General features: G+C 72.9%; 18 protein-coding genes. 12 read left to right on the top strand and 6 right to left on the bottom strand.

Translation table 11 applies throughout. From position 1 onward, the window contains the following. Positions 1 to 123 precede the first annotated feature (123 nt). A complete protein-coding gene (locus ADK57_RS20140) occupies positions 124 to 1,008 on the bottom strand; it encodes a lipase family alpha/beta hydrolase (protein WP_053750864.1) in 885 nt (294 codons plus the stop codon). A 484-nt stretch (positions 1,009 to 1,492) separates the two neighbouring features. On the opposite strand from ADK57_RS20140, the gene ADK57_RS20135 reads away from it, so the two are divergent. Beyond that, positions 1,493 to 1,909, top strand: coding sequence for a cobalamin B12-binding domain-containing protein (locus tag ADK57_RS20135; protein ID WP_053750863.1), 417 nt, complete (start codon positions 1,493 to 1,495; stop codon positions 1,907 to 1,909). Positions 1,910 to 1,955: 46 nt separating this feature from the next. Here the strand turns inward: ADK57_RS20135 and ADK57_RS20130 are convergent, their stop codons facing one another. Both ADK57_RS20130 and ADK57_RS20125 read right to left on the bottom strand, forming a co-directional pair. After that, positions 1,956 to 3,575: a DUF5691 domain-containing protein gene (locus ADK57_RS20130; protein WP_053750862.1), complete on the bottom strand. Its 1,620-nt coding sequence runs from the start codon at positions 3,573 to 3,575 to the stop codon at positions 1,956 to 1,958. Positions 3,576 to 3,753: 178 nt separating this feature from the next. Further along, on the bottom strand, positions 3,754 to 5,109 hold the full coding sequence (locus tag ADK57_RS20125) for an SWIM zinc finger family protein (RefSeq protein WP_053750861.1): 1,356 nt from the start codon (positions 5,107 to 5,109) through the stop codon (positions 3,754 to 3,756). A gap of 145 nt (positions 5,110 to 5,254) precedes the next feature. Here ADK57_RS20125 and ADK57_RS20120 point away from each other — a divergent pair, with 145 nt between their 5' ends. The 8 genes from ADK57_RS20120 (at position 5,255) to sucD (ending at position 16,468) form a co-directional block, all read left to right on the top strand. After that, entirely contained in the window at positions 5,255 to 6,385 is a 1,131-nt protein-coding gene (locus ADK57_RS20120) for an ATP-binding protein (RefSeq protein WP_053750860.1), read from the top strand. Positions 6,386 to 6,452: 67 nt separating this feature from the next. Beyond that, positions 6,453 to 8,951 (top strand): DUF5682 family protein, encoded by a 2,499-nt coding sequence (locus tag ADK57_RS20115; protein ID WP_053750895.1) that lies wholly within the window; start codon positions 6,453 to 6,455, stop codon positions 8,949 to 8,951. Beyond that, the gene (locus ADK57_RS49985) at positions 8,951 to 9,118 is read left to right on the top strand and encodes a hypothetical protein (protein ID WP_159050107.1); all 168 of its coding nucleotides are present in this window, start codon (positions 8,951 to 8,953) and stop codon (positions 9,116 to 9,118) included. Before ADK57_RS20115 ends, ADK57_RS49985 begins: the two co-directional genes overlap by 1 nt. Before the next feature lie 46 nt (positions 9,119 to 9,164). After that, positions 9,165 to 10,328, top strand: coding sequence for a VWA domain-containing protein (locus tag ADK57_RS20110; protein WP_053750859.1), 1,164 nt, complete (start codon positions 9,165 to 9,167; stop codon positions 10,326 to 10,328). A gap of 203 nt (positions 10,329 to 10,531) precedes the next feature. Continuing rightward, positions 10,532 to 11,473 carry a hypothetical protein gene (locus tag ADK57_RS20105; protein WP_159050106.1) on the top strand — a complete coding sequence of 314 codons (942 nt, stop codon included), beginning with the start codon at positions 10,532 to 10,534 and terminating at the stop codon, positions 11,471 to 11,473. A 429-nt stretch (positions 11,474 to 11,902) separates the two neighbouring features. Then, positions 11,903 to 13,915, top strand: a complete 2,013-nt coding sequence (locus tag ADK57_RS49130; protein ID WP_053750857.1) for a hypothetical protein — start codon at positions 11,903 to 11,905, stop codon at positions 13,913 to 13,915. A 468-nt stretch (positions 13,916 to 14,383) separates the two neighbouring features. Continuing rightward, positions 14,384 to 15,562 carry an ADP-forming succinate--CoA ligase subunit beta gene (sucC, locus tag ADK57_RS20095; RefSeq protein ID WP_053750856.1) on the top strand — a complete coding sequence of 393 codons (1,179 nt, stop codon included), beginning with the start codon at positions 14,384 to 14,386 and terminating at the stop codon, positions 15,560 to 15,562. A 21-nt stretch (positions 15,563 to 15,583) separates the two neighbouring features. Then, positions 15,584 to 16,468 carry a succinate--CoA ligase subunit alpha gene (sucD, locus tag ADK57_RS20090; protein WP_053750855.1) on the top strand — a complete coding sequence of 295 codons (885 nt, stop codon included), beginning with the start codon at positions 15,584 to 15,586 and terminating at the stop codon, positions 16,466 to 16,468. A gap of 76 nt (positions 16,469 to 16,544) precedes the next feature. Here sucD and ADK57_RS20085 read toward each other — a convergent pair whose 3' ends face one another. Then, positions 16,545 to 17,669, bottom strand: a complete 1,125-nt coding sequence (locus ADK57_RS20085) for a helix-turn-helix domain-containing protein (protein WP_053750854.1) — start codon at positions 17,667 to 17,669, stop codon at positions 16,545 to 16,547. A gap of 96 nt (positions 17,670 to 17,765) precedes the next feature. Here ADK57_RS20085 and ADK57_RS20080 point away from each other — a divergent pair, with 96 nt between their 5' ends. Next, the gene (locus ADK57_RS20080) at positions 17,766 to 19,391 is read left to right on the top strand and encodes a DUF6350 family protein (RefSeq protein WP_078973226.1); all 1,626 of its coding nucleotides are present in this window, start codon (positions 17,766 to 17,768) and stop codon (positions 19,389 to 19,391) included. Between the two features lie 9 nt (positions 19,392 to 19,400). On the opposite strand, the gene ADK57_RS20075 is transcribed toward ADK57_RS20080, so the two are convergent. Further along, positions 19,401 to 20,216 (bottom strand): hypothetical protein, encoded by an 816-nt coding sequence (locus ADK57_RS20075; RefSeq protein WP_053750852.1) that lies wholly within the window; start codon positions 20,214 to 20,216, stop codon positions 19,401 to 19,403. Positions 20,217 to 20,470: 254 nt separating this feature from the next. Here ADK57_RS20075 and purN point away from each other — a divergent pair, with 254 nt between their 5' ends. Beyond that, on the top strand, positions 20,471 to 21,109 hold the full coding sequence (gene purN, locus ADK57_RS20070; RefSeq protein WP_053750851.1) for a phosphoribosylglycinamide formyltransferase: 639 nt from the start codon (positions 20,471 to 20,473) through the stop codon (positions 21,107 to 21,109). Then, entirely contained in the window at positions 21,106 to 22,671 is a 1,566-nt protein-coding gene (gene purH / locus ADK57_RS20065; RefSeq protein ID WP_053750850.1) for a bifunctional phosphoribosylaminoimidazolecarboxamide formyltransferase/IMP cyclohydrolase, read from the top strand. Before purN ends, purH begins: the two co-directional genes overlap by 4 nt. Before the next feature lie 108 nt (positions 22,672 to 22,779). On the opposite strand, the gene ADK57_RS20060 is transcribed toward purH, so the two are convergent. Further along, on the bottom strand, positions 22,780 to 24,567 hold the full coding sequence (locus ADK57_RS20060) for a protein kinase domain-containing protein (protein WP_053750849.1): 1,788 nt from the start codon (positions 24,565 to 24,567) through the stop codon (positions 22,780 to 22,782). Between the last annotated feature and the right edge of the window lie 131 nt (positions 24,568 to 24,698).

Raw genomic sequence — 24,698 nt, 5'->3', positions numbered from 1 at the left:
ACTGTGGGCGCGAGTTTGGCCCTGTGTTCGAAGAGTGTTCGATGTCGGTCGGGCTGATTCGGCTGTCCGCGGCTTGTCCGCGGCTTGTCGGGGGGCTGTTCGCGGGCTGTCGTCCGGCCGGCGTCACGCCACGGTCAGGCCGCCGACGTGCGCGTCCGTCTCGGTTGCTGTCCGTGCCGTGTCGAGTACCTGCCGTATTCCGGTCGCGACGGCGGGGTGCACGGGCAGGGCGAGATGCCCGATGCCGCTCACCCGGACGTTCTGCACGGACAGGTCGGGGTGGTCGATGCAGGCGGTCTCCAGCGGGTCCATCAGGTGGTCGAGGTCGCTCCAGAAGCTGACGAAGTGCGTACGGCAGCCGGGGGCGGGCCGCGTCAGCTCCTCGAGCAGCTGCGAGCCGGGGCGCATCTGGCGCACTATCGGGTGCGCGTTCGCCAGCGGCACCACCCGCGTGCCGGAGTGCGGGGTGCCGAGTGTGACCAGGGTCCGGACGCGGAGGTCGCCGCCGAGCCGCTGGACGTAGTACCGCGCGATCAGCCCGCCGAGACTGTGCCCGACGATGTCGACCTGCTGTTTGCCGGTGCGCTCGCAGATCTCCTCTATGTGCCGGGCCAGCAGCTCCGCCGCGGTGCGGATGTCGCAGGTCAGCGGCGAGTAGTTGAGCGACTCGATCTGTTGCCGGCCGTGCTGGGCGAGGCTGCGGCGCAACATCACGAAGACCGAGCGGTTGTCGATGAAGCCGTGCAGCAGGACGACCGGGGGCTTGGCCTCCGTGGGCAGCTGAGGCGTGCCGGCGTCGTCCGGTGACGGGAGCGGGGGCATGGGGGACCGGCGCTCCTGGATGATGCCGGAGGGATAGAGCAGCAGGTGGCCCGCGAGGATCGCGATCTCCAGGGCAGTCGCCTTCAGGAGTGCCAGGGAAAGGTCCGCCAGTCTGCCCGGGAGCTTGTCCGGGAGAAGACGCTGGCAGAGCGGGAGAAAAGGCAGTACTGCCCTGGTGACCTTCATGGCCGACCTCCTGTCGGCACACGGCAGGACGGCTCTGTCCCCCGTGTGCCCTTGTGGGGAGGCGCTGCGGAGGTCTTCGACGGAGCGCGAGTGGGGCACGTGGGGTGAGGATGGTGCGCGGCGCGTGTTTCCGGGTTTGTCGATGCGGTTGGTGTGCTGGTGTGCGGGTGGTGCTGGTGGTGCGCCGATGACCTGACGAGGTTCCCTGTCGGTGTGGCGACGAGGCTCCCCGCTGTCGTGCCTTACCTGCCCTGCGTGCCCTTCGTGCCCTCGCCGAAACGCCTCACCGCCGCGGCGCGCGGCCTGCGGCGCGGCGGTGCGACGACCTCGTCGCGGCTCCCGAACGTGTCCCACGTGTGATTTCCCCCTCGGTATCCACCGCGAAACTGCCCGTTGCGGGATCCTGGCGATAACGTTCGTTCACTTCCCTGCCGATGCGGTACTTGTCGGTACGGATGGATGTAGTCGCTTCATGGAGGCAGTGATGGGTGTGGCAGCCGGTCCGATCCGCGTGGTGGTGGCCAAGCCGGGGCTCGACGGCCACGATCGCGGGGCCAAGGTGATCGCGCGGGCGCTGCGCGACGCCGGTATGGAGGTGATCTACACCGGGCTCCACCAGACCCCGGAGCAGATCGTCGACACCGCGATCCAGGAGGACGCCGACGCGATCGGCCTCTCGATCCTCTCCGGGGCGCACAACACGCTCTTCGCGGCCGTGATCGCGCTGCTCAAGGAGCGGGACGCGGAGGACATCCTCGTCTTCGGCGGCGGGATCATCCCCGAGGCGGACATCGCTCCGCTGAAGGAGAAGGGCGTCGCGGAGATCTTCACGCCGGGGGCGACGACGCAGTCGATCGTGGACTGGGTGCGCGCGAACGTGCGTCAGCCGGCGCAGGCCTAGGCGGTCGCGCGGTGCGGCTGGGCCGGGGTGCCTGTCGTCCGAGGGCCTACGCCCCCAACTCCTCGGCCATCGCCGCCCGCAACCGCAACGTCGTCACCAGGCGCTGGAAGGCCTCCGCCCAGTAGCCCCCGGCTCCGGGACTGGCGTCCTCCGGTTCGTCCGGCACCGCCAGCAGTCCGTCGAGGCGGCTCGCTTCGGACGGGGCGAGGCAGCGTTCCGCCAGCCCCATCACTCCACTGAAACTCCATGGGTAACTCCCGGCATCCCGTGCGATGTTGAGCGCGTCCACCACGGCCCGCCCCAATGGCTCGTCCCACGGCACGGCACACACCCCGAGCAGCTGGAACGCCTCGGACAGCCCGTGGGCCGAGATGAATCCGGCCACCCACTCGGCCCGTTCGGCGGAGCCCAGCGTGCCGAGCAGCTTGGCGCGTTCGGCCAGTGACACCGCGCCCGGACCGCCGGCCTCCGGTGCCGCGGGCGCCCCGAGCAGTGCCCGCGCCCACCCTGCGTCCCGCTGCCGCACCGCCGCCCGGCACCACGCCGCGTGCAGCTCGCCCTGCCAGTCGTCCGCAACCGGCAGAGCCACGATCTCCCGGGGGGTACGGCCGCCCAGTCGCGCCGACCAGGTGGCGAGCGGCGCCGCCTCCACCAACTGACCGAACCACCAGGACCGTTCACCCCGGCCCGCCGGAGCCTTGGACACGACTCCGTCGCGCTCCATGCTCGCGTCGCACTCGTGCGGCGCCTCGACCGCCAGGGTCGGTGCGTCCCCCGTGTGGTCGACGGCCACGCACGCCCCGGCCCGGACCGCCATCCGCGCCGCGAGTGCCGAACCCGGCAGCGCCGACAGCAACTCCGCCGCCGTGGCCCGTACGTTGCGGCTCCGGTCGGACAGCGCCTGCTCCAGGAACGGCTCGTCCGCCGCGGCCAGCCCCGTACGCAGCGAGTCGAGGAACATCAGCCGGTCCTCGGCCCGCTCCGTCGCCCAGGTCGTCGTGAGCAACTCGCGTGCGGCGGCGGGCTCGCGGGCGCGTATCGCGCCGAGCAGGGCGACCCGCTCGGCGAACAGCCCTTCCTGCCAGAGCTGTTGGATCCTGTCGGTGTCCTCGGAGTGCGGCAGTGCCGCGCCCCCGCCCGGTGTCGCACGCAGGGCGAACCGCCAGTCCGGGTTCAGCCGGGCCAGCCACACGGCACGCGGTCCCGCGAAGGTCAGCGCGGCCGGCCGCAGGTCCGTACGTCCCCGGGCCGCGTCCAGCAGGGCGGGCAGCACCTCGGGAGGCGCGGCGAAACCACGGTCATTCGTCGCCGCCAGCCACTGCGGCAGCAGTTCCATCAGGTCCGGTGCCGTGCCTCTGCGGCCACCGCCGCCGGTGCCGGGACGGTCGGCCAGGAGCATCGCCAGCCTGCGCGCCGCCGCGGCGGGCAGGGGCGGGCGCGGGTCCGGGGCCGCCGGTTCCGGACGCCGGGCCGCCCGCCCGGGCCGCAGGCCGGCCCGCCGTCGTACGGTCTCCACGGCCGCCGCGTCCAGCAGCGCCACCGGCGCCTCCCGGCCCGGCGCCGAGCCAGGCGGTGTGCGCCGCTCCGTGCCGAGCAGCGCGGCCGTGACGAGTTCCTCCCAGGCGCCCGGCGCGGGCGCGTCCGCAGGAGCGGAGGTGCTGTTCATTCGGTTCCTTTCCGTGCGGTGCCCGGAAGTGGTTGAAGGCTCACCCGATGCGTGTGTCCCGTGGGGCAGGCCAGGTGTGGGTGGCCTGCGTCGGTCGGGGGCGGTGGTGCCGAGGCCGGTGGGCAGAGCGCTCTGCTGGTGACGGCCGGTGCCGCACGGCGGTCGCGGTGCCGTCGGTTCAGCACAGGGACACCGCCTCGCCCGGCCCCTCCGGCCAGGCCGTCAGCGGGGTGAAGCCACGATGGCCGCACTCGCCGAAGACCTTGACGGGTGCCCCGCCGGAGAGGGCGACGAGCCGCCACAGGCCCGGACGGGAGCGGGCCGTGGGACTGATCGGCAGTGCCTCGTCCCCGTCGGCGTCCGCCAGCTGCCAGGAGTCGCCGTCCGGGGTCGGGACGACCCGGTCCAGCGTCACCGGGACCGAGTCCAGCCAGGGATCGTCCCGGAGGGCCTCGCCGTAACGGTCGGCCGCCCGGGCCGGTGTCACCCCCGGCGGTCGGGTCGCCGCGGGAGCGGGCGGGGCGAACTGCTCGCCCAGGGCCGCACGCAGTTGCCCGGCCCCCGGATAGGAGGACACCTCCGCATCCAGGGCAAGACCCACCGGGAGCGCGAGTTCGGGTGCGCGGCCCGCGGCGCCATAGGAGAGGAGCAGCGCCGTACGGGCCGACTCGGCGCCGTACAGCCATGTCCGACGGGTCGTCAGGCGCGCGTCCGCCGTGTCGTACTGGGCGAGGACCAGCCAGTTGTCCCGCACCGGCGGGCCGTCCGCCGAGGCGGACAGACCGACGCGGGAACGGACCGTCGCCGCCAGGCCGTCGGGCAGTCGCTCCCGGCGCAGCCAGCCCTGGTCGAGGAGGTGGAGCAGGGCACACTCCTCCAGCAGCCGCACCGGCCAGCCGGGACCGGACGACGGAATCGCCCCCAACTCCCGCACCCGCGCCGCCAGTCCGGAGGCCTGGGCGTCCACCATGCGGGCCGCCGTCTCCTCCCACAGCCCGTACCCCGTCTGCTCCGCGCCCGCGAGGCCGCCGCGCAGCAGGTCCGCCAGCCGCTGCTCCAGCTCGGTGGCACCCGCGGTGATCCGCTCGGCCCGGCGCTCCGCCCTGCGCCGCGCCGCCTCCGGATCACCGGAGCCCGCCGAGGCACCGGCCGCACCCGCGGCCCGCTTCTCCGTCGCGCGCCGCCTTCTCCCCTCTATCCACTCCCCGGCCCAGTCCGGCGGCTGCGCGGCCGGCACCACGCCGTCCTCGCCCGCCCAGAGCAGCAGCAGCCCGAGCGCGTGCTTGCACGGGAACTTGCGGCTCGGACAACTGCACTTGTACGCCGGGCCGGACGCGTCCGCGATGTCGACGACCGTCTGATACGGCTTGCTGCCACTGCCCTTGCACAGCCCCCACACCGTCCCCTCGCCGGAACTTCCCGCCTCGGACCACGGCCCGGCCGCGCCGAGTTTGCTTCCCGCTTTGCGTGATGAGGCGTCAGGCGCCAGTGCCAGCACCTGATCCGCACTCCAGCGCACCCCCTGCTGAGTCATGACATCGAAGGTAGATCCCACCACTGACAATCGGTCCGGCGAACGCCTTCGCCAGCGCGTTTGTGCAGGTCAGATCGCATTGTCAGTGCCGTGGTGCACGGTTGGTGCCAGATCCGAACCGGCCGAGCTGGAGGGGGCCTCAGCCATGTCTGTGTCTGTGGAACCGATGTCTGTGGAAGTACCTGACGGGGAGCCTGCCGTCGCGTTGCGGCCGCACGCCGAGGACGCCTTCGCCGGTGAACTCGCCGCACTCGCCGCGCAGGACGACCGACCGCGCCCGGAGCGCTGGAAGCTCTCGCCGTGGGCCGTCGCCACATATCTGCTCGGCGGCACCCTGCCCGACGGCACGGTGATCACACCGAAGTACGTCGGCCCGCGCCGGCTGGTCGAGGTCGCCGTCACCACCCTCGCCACCGACCGCGCCCTGCTCCTGCTCGGCGTGCCCGGCACCGCCAAGACCTGGGTGTCCGAGCACCTGGCCGCGGCGGTCAGCGGCGACTCGACGCTCCTGGTGCAGGGCACGGCCGGCACACCGGAGGAGGCGATCCGGTACGGCTGGAACTACGCGCAGTTGCTCGCGCACGGCCCGAGCCGCGACGCCCTCGTGCCCAGCCCGGTCATGCGGGCCATGGCGGAGGGGATGACGGCCCGGGTCGAGGAGCTGACCCGTATTCCGGCCGACGTGCAGGACACGCTCATCACGATCCTGTCGGAGAAGACGCTGCCGATACCGGAACTCGGCCAGGAGGTGCAGGCGGTCCGCGGCTTCAACCTGATCGCGACCGCCAACGACCGCGACCGCGGGGTCAACGACCTGTCCAGCGCCCTGCGCCGCCGCTTCAACACGGTCGTGCTGCCACTGCCGGAGAGCGTCGAGGCCGAGGTCGACATCGTCTCGCGCCGCGTCGACCAGCTCGGCCGCTCCCTCGACCTGCCCGCCGCGCCCGACGGCATCGACGAGATCCGTCGCGTCGTGACCGTCTTCCGCGAACTGCGCGACGGCGTCACCTCCGACGGACGTACGAAGCTGAAGTCGCCGAGCGGCACGCTCTCGACGGCCGAGGCGATCTCCGTCGTCACCAACGGACTTGCCCTGGCGGCCCACTTCGGCGACGGCGTGCTGCGGGCCGGCGACGTCGCCGCGGGCATCCTCGGTGCCGTCGTCCGGGACCCCGCGGCCGACCGGGTCATCTGGCAGGAGTACCTGGAGGCGGTCGTCCGTGAGCGCGACGACTGGAAGGACTTCTACCGGGCCTGCCGGGAGGTGAGCGCGTGAGCGCCATGGGGAGGGGGCGTCAGGGCGACGAAGACTCGGGGTGGACTCGGAGAGCGAGGGGGACGGTGTGACGGGCACTGAGGAGTCCGGGAGCAGGGGGGCCGGGCCGCTGCTGCTCGGGGTGCGGCATCACGGGCCCGGGTCCGCGCGGGCCGTGCGGGCGGCGCTGGCCGCGGCCCGGCCGCGGGTGGTGCTGATCGAGGGGCCGCCCGAGGCCGACGCCCTGATCCCGCTCGCCGCGGACGAGGACATGCGGCCGCCGGTCGCGCTCCTCGCCCACGCCGTGGACGAGCCCGGCCGCTCGGCGTTCTGGCCGCTGGCCGAGTTCTCCCCGGAATGGGTCGCGATCCGCTGGGCCCTGGAGCACGACGTCCCGGCCCGCTTCATCGACCTGCCGGCCACGCACTCGCTGGCGTGGGAGAGGGACGAGCCTGGAGAGGAGACGCAGGAGCCCGCAGGCGGGGAGCGCGAGGAGCCCTCGGCCGGGGGAGACGGCGAGTCCGACAGCGACGCGGCCGGCCAGAGGGCCGTCGGCGTCGACGTTCGGATCGATCCGCTCGCGGTGCTTGCCGAGGCTGCCGGTTATGACGATCCGGAGCGCTGGTGGGAGGACGTCGTCGAGCACCGGGGGGTGGGCGAAGGGGATGCGTTCGGGCCGTTCGTCGTGCTCGAAGAGGCGATGGGGGCGCTGCGGGAGACGTACGGGAGCGGGGGCCACGACCGCGACCTCGTGCGGGAGGCGTACATGCGGCTCCAGGTGCGGGCGGCGCAGCGGGAGTTCGGGGCCGGCGTCGCCGTGGTGTGCGGAGCCTGGCATGTGCCCGCGCTGCGGCAGAAGAGCGCCGTCGCCGCCGACCGGGCGCTGCTGAAGGGGCTGCCCAAGGTCAAGGCGGACATGACGTGGGTGCCGTGGACGTACCGCAGGTTGTCGCGCCGCAGCGGGTACGGCGCGGGCATCGACTCGCCGGGCTGGTACGGGCATCTGTTCGGCGCGCCGGACCGGCCGGTCGAGCGGTGGCTGACCAGGGTGGCGGGCCTGCTGCGGGACGAGGACCGGCTCGTGTCCTCGGCGCATGTCATCGAGGCGGTGCGGCTGGCGGAGACGCTCGCCGCGATGCGCGGGCGGCCGCTGCCCGGGCTGAGCGAGACCACCGACGCCGTGCGGGCGGTGATGTGCGAGGGCTCGGACGTGCCGCTGGCGTTGGTGCACGACCGGCTGGTCGTGGGGGACGTGCTGGGGGAGGTGCCGCAGGCGGCGCCCGCGGTGCCGTTGCAGCGGGACCTCGACCGGCTCCAGCGCAGGCTGCGGCTCAAACCGGAGGCGCTGGAGCGGGAGTTGGAGCTCGATCTGCGCAAGGACACCGACGCGGAGCGCAGCCGGCTGCTGCACCGGCTGCGGCTGCTGGGCGTGGGGTGGGGCGAGCCGGTGGCCGCGCGCGGGAGTACGGGCACGTTCCGGGAGGCGTGGCGGCTGCGGTGGGAGCCGGAGCTGTCGGTGCGGGTCGCGGAGGCGGGGGTGTGGGGCACGACCGTGCTCGGCGCCGCGACCGCCAAGGCCGAGGCGGACGCCGTCTCCGCGCAGGGCCTCGCCGACGTCACCGCGCTCGCCGAGCGCTGCCTGCTGGCCGAACTGCCGGACGCGCTGCCCGTGGTGATGCGCGTCCTCGCCGACCGTGCGGCGCTCGACGCGGACGTCGGCCACCTCGCCCAGGCACTGCCTGCCCTGGTCCGCTCTCTCCGCTACGGCGACGTACGGGGCACGGACACCGGCGCGCTGACCGAGGTCGCCGCGGGCCTCGCGGAGCGGATCTTCGTCGGCCTGCCCCCGGCCTGCGCCGCGCTCGACGCCGACGCGGCGGAGGAGATGCGGCGTCATGTGGACGCGGTGCACGGGGCGGTGGGGTTGCTGGGCGATGCCGTCGTGTCCGCGCACGGCATCCCGGGCGGCGATGGCGCCCCCGTCCCCGCCCCAGCCCCTGCCGCCTCCGCACCCGCCCCCGCCCCCGCACACGGTGATCTGCGCGAGCGCTGGTGGGCCGTGCTTCGGGTGCTGTCCGGGCGGGACACCGTGCCCGGCGTCGTCCGGGGACGGGCCGTACGGCTGCTGCTGGACGAGGGGGAGCTGGCGCAGGACGAGGCGGCGCGGCTCATGGGGCTCGTGCTGTCGCCGGGGACACCACCGGGAGACGCGGCTGCGTGGATCGAGGGCTTCGTCGGCGGGGGCTCCGGCGGCGGAATGCTGCTCGTGCACGACGAGCGGCTGCTCGGGCTGGTCGACGCATGGCTGACGGGTGTGCCGGCGTTGGCGTTCACGGACGTGCTGCCCCTGCTGCGGCGGACCTTCTCGGCGTACGAGCCGGGGGTGCGTCGGACCCTGGGCGAGCTGGTCCGGCGTGGGCCGGGGCAGCGGGGGAGCGGGGCGGCGGCCGGTTCCGGCATACCCGGCTTCGCGGCCGACCTCGACAGCGGGCGGGCGGACGCGGTGCTGCCGGTGGTGCGGCTGCTGCTGGGGCTGGACGCCGAGGTGGGGAGCACCGACGACAACGACCTTGTGGGGGTGGCGTGATGGCGACCGTGACGACCGACCGGCTGAGCGAGCCGAGGACGAGGGAGAGGGCCGAAGCGGTGGACGCCGTCAGGGACGGCCACGGGCGCCGGGCGGAGGGCCGTCTCACGACGACCGTGCCGGTGATTCCGCTCTGGGAGCGGCTCGGCACGGGGGTGCGCGGATGACGAACGGGTCGGCGGAACGGGCCTTCGAGCGCAGAGGAGTTGCGGGATGACGACGGAGCTGACCGACCCGGCGCAGGAGCGCCTGCGGCGCTGGCGGCTGGTCCTCGGGGGCGACACGGCCGACGGCACCGGCTGCGCGCTGTCAGGGCAGGACGCCGCGATGGACGGGGCGCTGGCCGCGCTCTACGGCAAGGCGGACAAGGGGCCGGCGGGGCGGGACCGTTCGGCGGGCCTGGGGACGTCGGCGCCGGCCGTGGCGCGCTGGCTCGGGGACATCCGGACGTACTTCCCCTCCTCCGTCGTGCAGATCATGCAGCGCGACGCCATCGACCGGCTCGGGCTGTCCACGCTGCTGCTGGAACCGGAGATGCTGGAGGCGGTGGAGGCCGACGTGCACCTCGTGGGCACGCTCCTCTCCCTCAGCAAGGCGATGCCGGAGACCACCAAGGAGACGGCACGGGCGGTGGTGCGCAAGGTCGTCGAGGACCTGGAGAAGCGGCTGGCCAGCCGCACCCGTGCCACCCTCACCGGCGCCCTCGACCGCAGCGCGCGGGTCAACCGGCCCCGCCACCACGACATCGACTGGAACCGCACCATCGCGGCCAACCTCAAGCACTACCTGCCGGAGTACCGGACGATCGTGCCGGAGCGGCTCATCGGATACGGGCGGGCGTCCCAGTCCGTGAAGAAGGAGGTCATCCTCTGCATCGACCAGTCGGGGTCGATGGCGGCGTCCGTCGTCTACGCGTCCGTGTTCGGGGCGGTGCTGGCGTCCATGCGCTCGATCAGCACGCGGCTCGTCGTCTTCGACACGGCGGTCGTCGACCTCACCGACCAGCTCGACGACCCGGTCGACGTCCTGTTCGGCACCCAGCTCGGCGGCGGCACCGACATCAACCGGGCGCTGGCGTACTGCCAGTCGCAGATCACGCGGCCCGCGGAGACGGTCGTCGTCCTGATCAGCGACCTCTACGAAGGGGGCATACGGAACGAGATGCTCAAGCGGGTCGCGGCGATGAAGGCGTCGGGGGTGCAGTTCGTGACGCTGCTGGCGCTGTCGGACGAGGGGGCGCCCGCGTACGACCGGGAGCACGCGGCAGCGCTCGCCGGGCTGGGGGCGCCGGCCTTCGCCTGTACGCCCGATCTGTTTCCGGAGGTGATGGCGGCGGCGATCGAGAAGCGGCCGTTGCCGATACCGGAGAGTGCGTGAGGGGTCGGGAAGCGCGGTGGCTCGCAGGTGATTTGTCGACCCATTGACCTGCATTGTCGGGCGAGTCGAGTAGGCAAACCGGACATGACTACCCATCGGTAACGGGGGACTTGCGCAACCTCGGGAGGTCCGTGCGAGTATCAACGCGCCCGTCGGCGGTGCGTCGCGCTCCGCTTGTTCCGCACGGGAGGACCTCCCCCCTCTTGACTGTGCCAGCCGTTCTTTCCGGTGCCGCTCTGCGCGTGATGCGTACGGCGGCCGGGCGGCGTGCCCTGCAAGTGGCGTTGCTGGTGGGTGGGTTGTTCGCGCTCGGGTTCCTCTGCGGGGAGCAGGCGCATGCGGCGGACGGTGTGCTGTCGACGACCTCCAGGCCTTCGGTGACCTCAGCGACCTCTATGACCTCTACGACCTCTGCCGCTTCGACCGAGGTCGTCTCCTCGGATTCGGCGCACGGCGTCCGGTCGTTGACGAAGAGTTCGGTGGGCCGGGTGGTGAGTGGTTCGGACGACGATCAGGTCGTGCGGCCGGTTGCCCGCCACGTCGTCCGGAGCGTGGACACTCGCGTCGCGCAGCCGGTCGGCCGGCTTGTGGGCACCGTGGTCACAGGGCTGGCCGAGGTGGAGGCGAAACTGCCGGCGCTGCCCGGGTCCTCCGAGTTGCCGAGTCTGCCGGATCCTTCGGACCTGCCCGGTCCCTCCGAGCTGCCCGGCATGCCCGGCCTGCCCGCGCTTCCGGGGCAGACGCTGCCGGCACCGGTCACGTCCACGCCGCAGCCGGGCTCGCCGGCCGCGCCTTCGGCGACGGATGAACAGGACACGGAGGGGAGTTCCGCTGCGGCGATGCCCCTCACGTACGGACCGTGGTTCGCCGCCGACGCCGCCGTGACCGGCGGCGTGGCGGACCCGTCCGCACATCGGGCCGGGCCCGCCGTGCAGGCCCCCGTGCAGCAGGCGCCCCCCGGCGATCCGGGTGACGCGCTGAGCGGCAAGTCGGCGGTCGACAACGGCACGCCGAGGCATGGCGACGCGCACGCCGTCACCGGCTGCGACCGGGCACCGGTGCGGCTCGTGGCCGGCGTCGCCGCGCGCGCCGCGGCGGACAGTACCCGGGACAGGTACCGGGACATCCCCGTATTCCCCGGCTAGGGCAGGCACCTCCCCCGCTGTAGACCTGCCGCGCGGGGGCGGAACAGGTCTGCCCGACCGCCCGGACACCCCTCCGATCTCCGGACGGAAGCCCCCGGAGCCCTCACCGATTTCGCGGTCCCGCATGGATCCCCGGGTCCCTGGATCCCCGGGTCCCTGGATCCCCGGGTCCCTGGATCCCCGGGTCCCCGGATCCCCGGGTCCCTGGATCCCTGGGTCCCTGGATCCCCGGATCCCCGGATCCCCGGATCTCTGAGTCCCTGGATCCCCCAACTCCCGGACCGCGGCCGGAACCGGCGCCGGAATGTCCCCAAGCCTGCCCAAGTCCCGAGGCCGCGAGGGCCCTTCGAAGGAGCTCCTCGAACGAGCTCTTCCAGGAGCTCTTCCCGTGCTTCGGAACTCCCGAGGATCTAAGGATCTGACGTACGCATGAACAAGAACATCCGCCGTTCCATCGTCATAGCCGCCGGCGTCACCGGCGCGTGGGCGCTCGGCTCCAGCGTGGCCAGCGCGGACGAACTGCCCGCGTCCTCCCTCGCCGCGCCGGACGCCACCACCGACGCGACGACCGACGCGACCATCGGCCTCGATGACACCCTCGGCACGGTCACCGACACCGTCACCGGCACGGTCGACGGTGTCGTCTCCGGCGTGCAGGACACCGTCTCCGGTGTCACGGCCGCCGACACCGCCGACACCATCGGCACGGCCCAGAAGACGGCGCCCACCGAAGCCGCGGACCAGGCCCGCCGGTACGTCGACGCGAAGGTCACCGTCCCGAAGGCGTCCAAGGTCAAGGGCGCCGCGGCCATCCAGGGCGCGAAGGCCGCCCGCGCAGCCCGGGCCGCCACCACCACGGCCACGGCCACCGCCGACGAGAGGGTCACCGGCGTCCGGACCGCCGCCTCCGACGCGAGCACTGCAGGCACCGCGAGCACTCCGCGTGCTCCCCAGGACGAGATCGACTACCTCTTCGGTCCCCTCACCGCCTTCGCACCCGAGCTGGAGCAGGCCCTGGCCGCGGCCCAGACGAGGCTGCAGGGCGTGCAGTCGGCGGCCCGTTCCCAGGCGCAGGGCGTCGACGGCGTCGTACGGACGAAGGCGCAGCACTCGGTGGCCGGCGCGGGCCGCACCGCGGCAGGCGTGACCGACTCCGCGCAGGCGACGGTCGTGGGCGTCGAGGGCCGTACGGCCGACGCGGTCGCCACCGCCCACGGCGAGGCCACCACCGTCAGGACCGCCGCTGGGGCCACCGTCTCCTCCGTCCCGGGCCACGTCACGGGCACGGTCGGCGGTGTCGAGCAGCAGGTCGTCGGCACGGTCGCGAGCGTCCCCGGCAGGGTCACCCCGGTCGTCGAGCAGACGGCGGCCGCGGTCGTCCCGCCCGTGGCGACCGCCGCCGTGGACGGGGTCCTGCCGGTCGCCGGACATGCGGTGGCAGGAGTCGCACCGACCGCCGAGCACGCCGTCGCCGGGATCGTGCCCGTCGCAGGTCACGCCGCGAACGGGGTGCACCCGGTCGCCACCGACGCGGTGAACGGCGTGACGCCGGTCGCGGGCGGCGCCGTGGCCGGGGTCGAGCAGACCGCCGGGCACACCGTCGACGCCGCGACCGCGCTGGCGTACGGAGTCGTCGCCGACGTCCAGCCCGTCGCGGGCGGTGTCGTGCGGGGCGTACAGCCGGTCGCCGAGGGTGTGGTTCCGGGTGTGCGGCCGGTCGTCGGCGGGGTCGTCTCGGACGTACCCCGGTACGCAGCGGCCTCGGTCGCCGACGTCCAGTGGGTCGTGAACGGTGTTGCCACGGACGTTCCGCCCTACGCCACCGGCCTCGTCGGCCAGGTCGCCGACGGCACCACGGACGCCGTACTGCCCCCGGTCGCGAACACCGCCGTGCACGGCGTGGTGCCCGTCGCCGGGCAGGCCGTCGCGGACGCGAACACGCCGGCGTACGGCGTCACCCAGGACGTCCAGCCCTTCGCGTACGGCGTCGCCGGTGCCGTACCCCCGCTCGCGCACGGTGTGACCGGGCACGCGGGCGATCTGGCGTACGGCGTGGTCGGCCAGGTGCCGCCGTTCGCGCAGGGGGTTCACGGAGCCGTCCAGCCGGTGGTCGACGCGGTCGTCGAGACCGTCCGGCCCGTCGCGCAGGGCGTCGGCGGCAGCGCGACCGCGCTGGCGTACGGCGTCACCCAGGAGGTCCAGCCCTTCGCGTACGGCGTCGTCGGCGAGGTCGCCCCGTTCGCGTACGGCGTCACCGACCAGGTCGCGCCCTTCGCGGAGGACCTGACCGGGACCGTCCGGGCCACCGCCGGTCCGCTCGCCGGCCACGCCGTCACCGGCGTCGAGGGCGTCGCCGAGTCGATCACCCCGGGTTACGTGCAGGACGTACAGAACACGCAGGCCGCACAGAACCTGCACCACGGCACCACGTACACCGTCTGACCGCTTTGTGACCGGTGTCCACGGCGGCCCCCGACGGAGCCGCCGTACGGCACCCACCACCGACTCCGTGAGGTCGCAGGACCCGGACGGCCGAAAGCCGTCGGTTTGTCCGGCCGAAACCTCTCGGATGGGGCCGGGTGATCCTCATTGGGGTGAGGATCACCCGCCCCGCGCCCCTTTGGGGCTGTTCAAGGGGCCTCACCGGGTCAACCCCAACCCGGTGAGGCCCTTCACTTTCGGCACGGGGTGCCAGTGAACCCGGCATCATGTGACAGGTATCACCGCTCAGGTGTGACCCGCGATTTAGAGGCCTCCCGCAAGCAGGGATAACCTGCGAGACGGACATGCCGCGCGCTCGGACACCGTGTGCGCCTCCCTTGTGACTGACAGACGGCGGACGTCACGTTGCCCTCGCGGCACGCCCACGCAGACAACGAACCGCGAGATCACTGATAGGGACGGAAGCGCGTGGACCTGTTCGAGTACCAGGCGAGGGACCTCTTCGCCAAGCACGATGTACCGGTGCTGGCCGGTGAAGTCATCGACACGCCTGAGGCGGCCCGCGCAGCCACTGAGCGTCTCGGTGGCAAGTCCGTAGTCAAGGCCCAGGTGAAGGTCGGCGGCCGTGGCAAGGCCGGTGGCGTGAAGCTCGCCGCCACCCCGGACGAGGCCGTCGCCCGCGCGACGGACATCCTCGGCATGGACATCAAGGGCCACACGGTCCACAAGGTGATGATCGCCGAGACGGCCCCGGAGATCCTGGAGGAGTACTACGTCTCCTTCCTCCTCGACCGCACCAACCGCACCTTCCTCTCCATCGCCTCCGTCGAGGGCGGCATGGAGATCGAGGAGGTGGCGGCCAACCGCCCCGAGGCCGTCGCGAAGACCCCGATCGACGCCAACGAGGGTGTGACCCCCGAGAAGGCCCGCGAGATCGTCGCGGCCGCGAAGTTCCCGGCCGAGGTCGCCGACAAGGTGGCAGGCGTCCTCGTCACCCTGTGGAAGACCTTCATCGCCGAGGACGCGCTCCTCGTCGAGGTCAACCCGCTGGCGAAGGTCGCCTCCGGTGACGTCATCGCCCTGGACGGCAAGGTCTCCCTGGACGAGAACGCCGAGTTCCGTCAGCCGGAGCACGAGGCTCTCGCCGACAAGGACGCGGCCAACCCGCTCGAGGCCGCCGCCAAGGAGAAGAACCTCAACTACGTCAAGCTCGACGGTGAGGTCGGCATCATCGGCAACGGCGCGGGTCTCGTCATGAGCACCCTGGACGTCGTCGCGTACGCCGGTGAGGCGCACGGTGGAGTCAAGCCCGCCAACTTCCTCGACATCGGCGGCGGCGCCTCCGCCGCGGTCATGGCGAACGGCCTGGAGATCATCCTCGGCGACCCGGACGTCAAGTCCGTCTTCGTCAACGTCTTCGGCGGCATCACCGCCTGCGACGAGGTCGCCAACGGCATCGTGCAGGCGCTGCAGCTGCTCGCGGACAGGGGCGAGGAAGTCACCAAGCCGCTCGTCGTCCGCCTCGACGGCAACAACGCCGAGCTGGGTCGCAAGATCCTCTCCGACGCCAACCACCCGCTGGTACAGCGCGTGGACACCATGGACGGCGCGGCCGACAAGGCCGCCGAGCTCGCGGCTGCGAAGTAAGGAAGAGGGACAGACACAGCCATGGCTATCTTCCTCAACAAGGACAGCAAGGTCATCGTCCAGGGCATGACCGGTGCCACGGGCATGAAGCACACCAAGCTCATGCTGGCGGACGGCACGAACATCGTCGGTGGTGTGAACCCCCGCAAGGCGGGTCAGTCCGTCGACATCGACGGCACCGAGATCCCGGTCTTCGGCACGGTCGCCGAGGCGATCGAGAAGACGGGCGCCAACGTGTCCGTCCTCTTCGTGCCGCCGGCCTTCTCCAAGGCCGCCGTCGTCGAGGCGATCGACGCCGAGATCCCCCTCGCGGTCGTCATCACCGAGGGCATCGCGGTCCACGACTCGGCCGCGTTCTACGCGTACGCCGTGTCGAAGGGCAACAAGACCCGGATCATCGGCCCGAACTGCCCCGGTCTCATCACCCCGGGCCAGTCCAACGCCGGCATCATCCCGGGCGACATCACGAAGCCGGGCCGCATCGGCCTGGTCTCGAAGTCCGGCACGCTGACGTACCAGATGATGTACGAGCTGCGTGACATCGGCTTCTCGTCGGCGGTGGGCATCGGTGGCGACCCCGTCATCGGCACCACGCACATCGACGCTCTGGCCGCCTTCGAGGCCGACCCCGACACCGACCTGATCGTCATGATCGGCGAGATCGGCGGCGACGCCGAGGAGCGTGCGGCGGACTTCATCGCCAAGAACGTGACGAAGCCGGTCGTCGGCTACGTCGCCGGCTTCACCGCGCCCGAGGGCAAGACCATGGGCCACGCCGGCGCCATCGTCTCCGGCTCCTCCGGCACGGCCGCGGCCAAGAAGGAGGCCCTCGAGGCCGCCGGCGTCAAGGTCGGCAAGACGCCGACCGAGACGGCGAAGCTGGCGCGCGCCATTCTCGGCAGCTAGTACAGCCCCGCCGGCTGAAGCTGAACCACGGGCAAGGGCCCGCATCCTCATCGAGGGTGCGGGCCCTTGCCTCTGTTCAGTGTGCTTGCGGAGCCAACCTCATCGGCCCGCTCACCATCTCCCCCCGCAATTTCGCCCGCAGCTTCGCCTCCGCCTTCGACAGGGAACCCGGCGCCACCCGAGGCGGCACCCCCTGCACCGTCTCGCCCGGAGCCACCGGCGGTTCGTACCGCGTGGGCGCCGTCCGCACCGTCAGCGCCGTCGCCCCGATCAGGGCGACCGTGAAGGCGATGGCCGCCCGCGTCCAGAAGCGCGCCCTGCGCTCACTGACCGTCCGCACCGTCGGTGGCTTGGCGGCCCGCAGCCGCTCGGTGGAGGCCAGTTCGGCCAGCCGCCGGGCGAGCTCCGCGGGGTCGGACAGCTCCGGCAGCCGTGCGGCGACCGCCTCCCGCGCGTGCAGCAGCCGGTTCGCCGTCGCCGGCGTGCTCGCCTCCGTCTCCGCAGCCGTCTCCGGCAGGTCGAGGCCGACACCGTCGTACAGCAGGAGCGTGCGGCGGTGCGGCGGCGGGAGCGTCAGCAGTACGTCCATCAGTGCGCGGTCGGACGCGTCCGCGGGCGGCGCCTCGGGGTGCCGGTGGCGGGGCCGGAAGCGATGCCAGGGGGAGAGGGCGTACTCGTACGCCATGGCCCGCACCCAGCCCCCGGGATCCCGGTCGACGGCCACCTCGGGCCAGCGCTGCCAGGCGAGTTGGAAGGCCCGCTCGACCGACTCGCGCGCGAGTTCACGCCGGCCGGTGAGCAGATAGGCCTGCCGAACGAGGGCGGGGGCGCAGAACGCGTACAGGGCGTCGAAGGCCTGAGAAGGTGTCAGGGGAGGTGCGGGGACGTCCGGTTCGGGGGCCGGTTGGGGGGCCGGTGCGGGACTCGGTGGGGGGCTCGGTGTGGACGGTGGCTCGGGTGCCGGGGGGTCTTCCGTTCGTACGGGGCTGTCGGCGGCGTCGTTCGCCGACCTGGCCAGCAGCTTCGCGTACGCCTCCCGCTTCCGGCCGCGCGGCGTCGTACGGCCGGTCTCCCACGCGCGTACGGTCGCCGGGGTGACGCCCAGTCGTGCCGCGACCTGAGCCTGCGTCAACGACGCGGCCTCGCGCAGGCGTCGGCGCTCCTTCGGCGGGGGAAGCGGGGTTGCAGGACTCTGCGTCACCGGGCACCCCTTCGTACGAAAAAGTACATAAACGTATATTGAGCGACACTTCGGAGGTTCGCCTGTTACGGCCGGAAAGCGTGTGTCATTGGGAGCATGAGGGCCGTGATCCACATGACCGCACGCCGACCGTCGTTGTCGTCCCTGCTCACCCGGTTGCGCGACCGGCCGCCCGGACTCGCCGCCGGCCTCCTGGGCGGTGCGATCGCCGCCGGACTGGGACTCGGTTCGTTCGCCGTCCTCGTGATGGTGCTGTGGATCAGCTCGCCCTACCCCGACAGCGGGCCCGACGGTGCGCTGCACGTCGCCGCGGCGCTGTGGCTGCTGGCCCACGGAGCCGAACTGGTCCGCACCGACACGCTCTCCGGCGTCCCCGCGCCCGTCGGCGTCACCCCGCTGCTGCTCCTCGCGCTGCCGCTCTGGCTGGTGCACCGGGCGGCACGGGACGCGACCGACGGGGGAGAGGAGGACGACGGACGGACGGCTGTCTCGGGGAGGACGGCCTGTGCGGGCGTCGTCCTCGGCTATCTCGCCGTCGGCGCCGCCGCCGCGCTCTACGCGACGGGCGGCGGCCTGCGGCCGTCGTGGGTGTGGACGAGCGTGAGCGTGCCGCTGGTCGTGACGGTGGCGGCGGGCACGGGGGTGTGGATGGCGTACGGCCGCCCGCGCGAGATGGTGGACGAGGTGCTGATCCTGCTGCCGACGGGCCTGCGACGGCACGTCCTCGGCCCGGACGCCCCGGGCCGCCTCGACACGGCCGCGCGGGCCGCGGGCGCGGGGGCGGCGGTGCTCGTCGGAAGTGGGGCGCTGCTGCTGGCGGTGTCGCTGGTGTGGCACGGCGGGGCGGCCCGGGGGGCGTTCGTCCAGCTCACGGAGGGATGGTCGGGCCGGTTCGCCATCCTGGTGCTCTGCCTCGCCCTGGTCCCGAACGCGGTGATGTGGGCGGGGTCGTACGCCCTCGGCCCCGGCTTCACCCTCGGCGTCGGCCACGCCGTGACGCCCCTTGCCTCCGCCCCCGCTCCGTTGCTCCCGCCGTTTCCACTGCTGGCGGCGGTACCGGACACGGGCACCGGGACGCCTCTGCACTGGGCGGCGGGCGTGGTGCCGGTGGCGGTCGGGGGCACGGTGGGGTGGTTCGTGGGACGGGTCGCCGACGGGTCTGCGGGAGGCGACGAGGGCCGGACTGCTGCGTGGTCGCAGGGCCGGACCGCCGGGACCGCCGCATTGGCGGCCGTCCTGTGTGCGGCCCTGGTCTCCGTCCTCGCGGCGCTCGCGGGCGGGCCGCTCGGCGTCGGCGCGCTGGCCCGATTCGGGCCGGTGTGGTGGCAGACGGGGGCGGCGGCCCTGGCGTGGACCTCGGCGCTGGGGGTTCCTACGGCGCTGGGGCTGCGGGCGTGGCGGTGCCGGGAGGGCAAGGGGCGGGCGGAACGCGAGAAAGGCGGGGAGCGTGAGGCGACCATCGGGAAGCCGCGGGTGGAGGTACCGAAGGCCGTGGCGGTGCCGACGGCCGACGACGACACCTTCGAGCCCTACGACTTCCTGCCCACGGAGGCCGCGCAGCCGCTGTGGCACGACGACGACGTGGCGCGCGAGGCGCGCTGGGCGGCGCTGAGGGAGGCGTCCGCGGAGTCGGCACCGTCCGAATCGCGACCGTCCGAATCGCAACCGTCGGAGTCACGACCGTCTGAGTCACGACCGCCGGAGCCACCCGACGGCCTCTGAGGGCCGCCGTCAGCTACTCGCCCCCAACACCCCCCGCAGCTCCTTCGGCAGAAGCTCCGAGCAGGTCTGCTTCGCCTCGTTGGTGAGGGCGTCGTTCGTGCAGGTGTAGTAGTCGCTGTAGACCAGCTTCACGGTGAAGCCCGCGGCGACCAGGGCGATGGCCAGGGACGCCGTGACCAGGCCGCTCACCGCGGCGGTCCGCTGCGGGCGGCCGGTCTGCGCGTGCGCCGGGATGTTCGGGTCAGGGGCGGCGGCGCCGGGCTTGGCGCGCAGGGCGCCGATGCCCCAGTACAGGGCCAGCGCACCGAGCAGCAGTGCCACATAAGGCCAGCTGAACAGGGCGAAGAAGAAAGCCCACATGCCGGACAGGAGGGCGTACCGCGCGCGCCGCTGGGCCGGGTCCGTCGGGTCCCAGCGCAGCCCCGGGCCCTGCCCGCCGCCGCCCGGGCCCGGCCCCTCGGGACCGGCACCGGGGCGCTCGCCGAAGCCACCGGGGGAGCGGCCGGGCTGCCGGTCGCTCCACTGACTGCCCCAGGGGGCGTCACCGCCGTCGCCCTGCGAACCGTCGGCCCCCCGGCCGCCCTCGTCACCCTCGCCGCCCGCCGGGTGGCGAGGCTGCCACGGCCGGTCCGGTGTGCCCTCCGGCGGCGGTGCGAAGGGGTTGTCCTCCGTGCCCGCGCCGCCGCCCTGCCCCTCGCCGTGCTGCTTGTCCGAAGGGGCGTCGGGCGGTGAGGCGGGGCGCTCCCGCAGAAGCACGCCGCTGCGCTCCCCTCCCTGCGATGACTGCGGGGGGAGCGTAAGGAGTCGCAGACTGCGGTCCGGCATCAAGTGAGCGTCTTCCCCTAGGTGATACGGCTGTCTGTCCTGAGCTGTCACTTGGAGAACGCGCCGTACGACGACCGCGTTCCCGAGCCCGCTCCTTCCAGACGCTACCTTCCGGCCAAGCCCCCGTCCCGTGGGGGCCGCCCGGTGTGCCGGTATCGTTGCTGACGGTCGGCCGCTTCGTAGACTTCCCCGTATCCCGGGGCGCGAAGCATTCGTACGACCGTACAAACGCACCCCCGAGAAAGGGTCCCACCGTGGCCGCCAAGCCCGTGGCCAAGCGCCTCGTCGTGCTGGTCTCCGGTTCCGGTACGAACCTGCAGGCGTTGCTCGACGCCATCCAGACCGTCGGCAGCGAGGCCTACGGCGCCGAGATCGTGGCCGTCGGTGCGGACCGCGCGGGCATCGAAGGACTGGCCCGAGCCGAGCGCGCCGGGATCCCCACCTTCGTCCGCAGGGTGAAGGACTACGGGACGCGTGAGGAGTGGGACGCGGCGCTCGCCGAGGCGACGGCCGCCTACGAGCCCGACCTCGTGGTCTCCGCAGGGTTCATGAAGATCGTGGGCAAGGAGTTCCTCGCGCGCTTCGGCGGGCGGTTCGTGAACACCCACCCCGCTCTCCTCCCCAGTTTTCCCGGCGCCCACGGCGTCCGCGACGCGCTCGCGTACGGCGCCAGGGTCACCGGCTGCACCGTCCACTTCGTCGACGACGGCGTCGACACCGGACCGATCATCGCGCAGGGCGTGGTGGAGGTCCGGGAGGAGGACTACGAGGACGAGGGTGCCGCTCTGCACGAGCGCATCAAGGAAGTCGAGCGAAGGCTGCTCGTCGATGTCGTGGGGCGGCTCGCCCGCAACGGCTATCGCATCGAGGGACGAAAGGTAGTTATCCAGTGACCGCCGAGAGCAACAAGCGGGCCATCCGACGGGCGCTCGTCAGCGTCTACGACAAGACGGGCCTCGAAGACCTGGCACGCGGCCTGCACGAGGCGGGCGTGGAGCTCGTCTCCACCGGGTCGACCGCCTCCCGCATCGCCGCCGCCGGTGTTCCCGTCACCAAGGTCGAGGAGCTCACCGGCTTCCCCGAGTGCCTGGACGGCCGCGTCAAGACGTTGCACCCGAAGGTCCACGCGGGCATCCTCGCGGACCTCCGGCTGGAGGACCACCGGCGCCAGCTCGCCGAACTCGGCGTCGAGCCGTTCGACCTGGTCGTGGTCAACCTCTACCCGTTCCGCGAGACGGTCGCCTCCGGCGCCTCGCCCGACGAGTGCGTGGAGCAGATCGACATCGGCGGCCCGTCGATGGTGCGCGCGGCGGCGAAGAACCACCCGTCGGTCGCGGTGGTGACCAGCCCGGCCCGCTACGGCGACGTCCTGGCGGCCGTCCGCGACGGCGGTTTCGACCTGTCGACGCGCAAGCGACTGGCGGCGGAGGCCTTCCAGCACACGGCGTCGTACGACGTGGCGGTGGCGTCGTGGTTCGCCTCCTCCTACGCCCCGGCCGACGAGTCGCAGTTCCCCGACTTCCTGGGCGCCACCTGGGAGCGCAAGAACACCCTCCGCTACGGCGAGAACCCGCACCAGCCGGCCGCCCTCTACGTCGACGGCACGGGTGGCGGCCTGGCCGAGGCCGAGCAGCTGCACGGCAAGGAGATGTCGTACAACAACTACACGGACACGGACGCCGCCCGCCGTGCCGCGTACGACCACGACGAGCCCTGCGTGGCGATCATCAAGCACGCCAACCCCTGCGGCATCGCCATCGGCGCGGACGTCGCCGAGGCGCACCGCAAGGCGCACGCCTGCGACCCGCTCTCGGCGTTCGGCGGCGTGATCGCCGTCAACCGCCCGGTGTCGAAGGAGATGGCCGAGCAGGTCGCCGAGATCTTCACCGAGGTCGTCGTCGCGCCCGACTACGAGGACGGCGCGCTCGAGGCCCTCGCCAAGAAGAAGAACATCCGCGTCCTGAAGGCCCCGAGCGGCCCGTCGAACCCGGTCGAGCTAAAGCCGGTCGACGGCGGCGTGCTGCTCCAGGTCACGGACCGTCTCCAGGCGGACGGCGACGACCCGGCCAACTGGACGCTGGCGACGGGCGAGGCGCTGTCGCCCGCCGAACTGCGCGAGCTGTCCTTCGCCTGGAAGGCCTGCCGAGCCGTCAAGTCCAACGCCATCCTCCTCGCCAAGGACGGCGCCTCGGTCGGCGTCGGCATGGGCCAGGTCAACCGCGTCGACTCCTGCAAACTGGCGGTCGAGCGCGCCGGGGAGGAGCGGGCCCGGGGCTCGTACGCCGCGTCGGACGCCTTCTTCCCGTTCCCCGACAACATCGACGTCCTGAGCGCCGCCGGCATCAAGGCCATCGTCCAGCCCGGCGGTTCGGTCCGCGACGAACTGGTCGTCGAGGCCGCTCAGAAGGCCGGCATCACGATGTACTTCACGGGGACGCGGCACTTCTTCCACTAGCCGCCCAGTCCCTACGACGGCTCACCCCTCCGCCCGTACGTGGTTCGCGCCGCGTACGGGCGGTTTTGTCGATGCCCGTCATCGCCAATGCCCGTCATCGCCCCGTCATCACGTCGACCTCCGCAACCCCGCCCAGGTGTCGGGCCCCACATCGCCATCGACAGCCAGCCCCTTGTCGCTCTGGAACAGCCTGACCGCCGACACGGTGTCCTCGCCGAACTGGCCGTCCACGCCCGCGCCGCCGACGCTGTAGCCGCGCTTGGTGAGCATGCACTGCACCTGGACGACGCGTTGTCCCTTGTCGCCGTAGGTGGTGAGTTCGGTGCCGGAGTAGTAGGTGCACTGGGAGATCCAGGGCGGGGCGGCGGGCTCGGCCGCGGTCTTGGTGGGGGTGGGGGTCGGGGTACTGCCGCTGCCGCGGGTGGCGGTCGGGTCGTCGTCGGGGGCGGAGTGTGCTCCGCCGGCGGATCCGGACGGGACGCTGCCGGTGCGTTCCGACTCCTCGTCCGTCACCTTCTCCTCGGCGGTCTCCTTCGTTTTGGCGGCGGAGGGCGAGCCGGAGGCGGCGGGCAGGGCCGAGGCCCCCTCGGTTCGGGGGGACGCCGTGGGGGCCGTAGGAGTGGCGGAGGCCGTCTCGTCGAGGTCGGGGCGGGGGAGGAAGAAGGCACCCCCGGCGACGGCGACCACGGCGATGCCGGCTGCGAGGACGAAGAGGCGCGCCGTTCGCTTACGGCGGTCGCCGTGCTCGCCGGACGGGTGCGCGGTGGAGGGGAGCGCGGTGGAGGGGACGTACTGCACGGGCGTCCCTGCACCGCCGTGCTGCCCCGGCGGCGTCGCGGGACCGAACGCCGGGCCGGGCGCGGGAGCCGCCATCTCCCACGGCGGCGGACGGAAGTGTCCGGTCTCCTCGGCGGAAGCCTGTTCCAGCAGCTCGCAGCCCTGCTCCCGGGCGATCAGGCGGGTGGCCAACGGTTCCTGCCAGGAAGAGGCGCGGCCGTACCCGGCAGCCGTGGCCGCGTCGATCAGCTGCTGCGGGGTCGGCCGCCCGGCGGGATCCTTGGCGAGGCAGGCGGACAGCAGTGCGGCCAACGCGGGGTCGGCGGCGGAGAGTTCGGCCATGATCTCGAGCTTGGGTTCCTCGAAGGCGACCCGGTGCATCACGTCGACCCCGGTCCCGTCCCCGAAGGGCGCGTGTCCGGTGGTGGCGTACACGAGCGAGCACGCGAGCGAGAAGACGTCGGAGGTGGTGTCGCAGCGGCCCTCGCGCAGGTACTCGGGTGACATGAAGGCGGGTGTGCCGACCCGGTTGCCGGTCGTGGTGATCGCACTGCTGTCGGCGGCCTGCGAGATGCCGAAGTCGATGACGTGCGCGCCCTGCGGGGACAGGATGACGTTGGACGGCTTGAGGTCCCGGTGGACGACCCCGGCGGCGGCCAGCGCCGACAGCGCCTGCCCGAGCTCGGCCACCAGCCGCCACACGCCGGCCGGCTCCAGCGGACCGCACTCGCGGACGGCGTCGGCCAGGTTGAGGCCCGGTAAGTACTGCGTGGCCATCCACAGGAGCGAGTCCTCGAATCCGCTGCCGAGCAGCCGCGGAGCGTGCGGCGCACCGACCCGCCCGTGCACCGCGGCCTCCCGCTCGAACCGCCGCCGGAAATCGGGGTTCTCGGCGTACTCGGGGCGGATCACCTTGACGGCGGCGAGCCCCGGAGTGTCGTCGGCGGGCCGCGCCAGATAGACCCGGCCCATGCCACCGCTGCCGAGCAGACCCAGCGCGACGTACGGCCCCATGCGCCCCGGATCGGCGGGCCGCAGCGGTACCGCCCCTGCCTGCTTCAGCGCAGCGTCACCGGACGCCGGGGTGTAAGACGGTATCGGGTGCCGCTGGTCTGTCATGGATCCCCCGTGTGCCGTTCTGCCTCAACGTCCTTGTGCACCATCCCGGTTGAGGCGAGGCTATCGTGCCCCCCGGCACGGTCCCCGTCCGCGGCTCCAAGACCCCGCAGGGCCCGGCCCTCGTGTTCCCC

It is taken from the genome of Streptomyces sp. MMG1533, from assembly GCF_001279775.1.
Lineage (GTDB): Bacteria > Actinomycetota > Actinomycetes > Streptomycetales > Streptomycetaceae > Streptomyces.
This window is presented reverse-complemented; position numbering and strand designations above follow the sequence as displayed.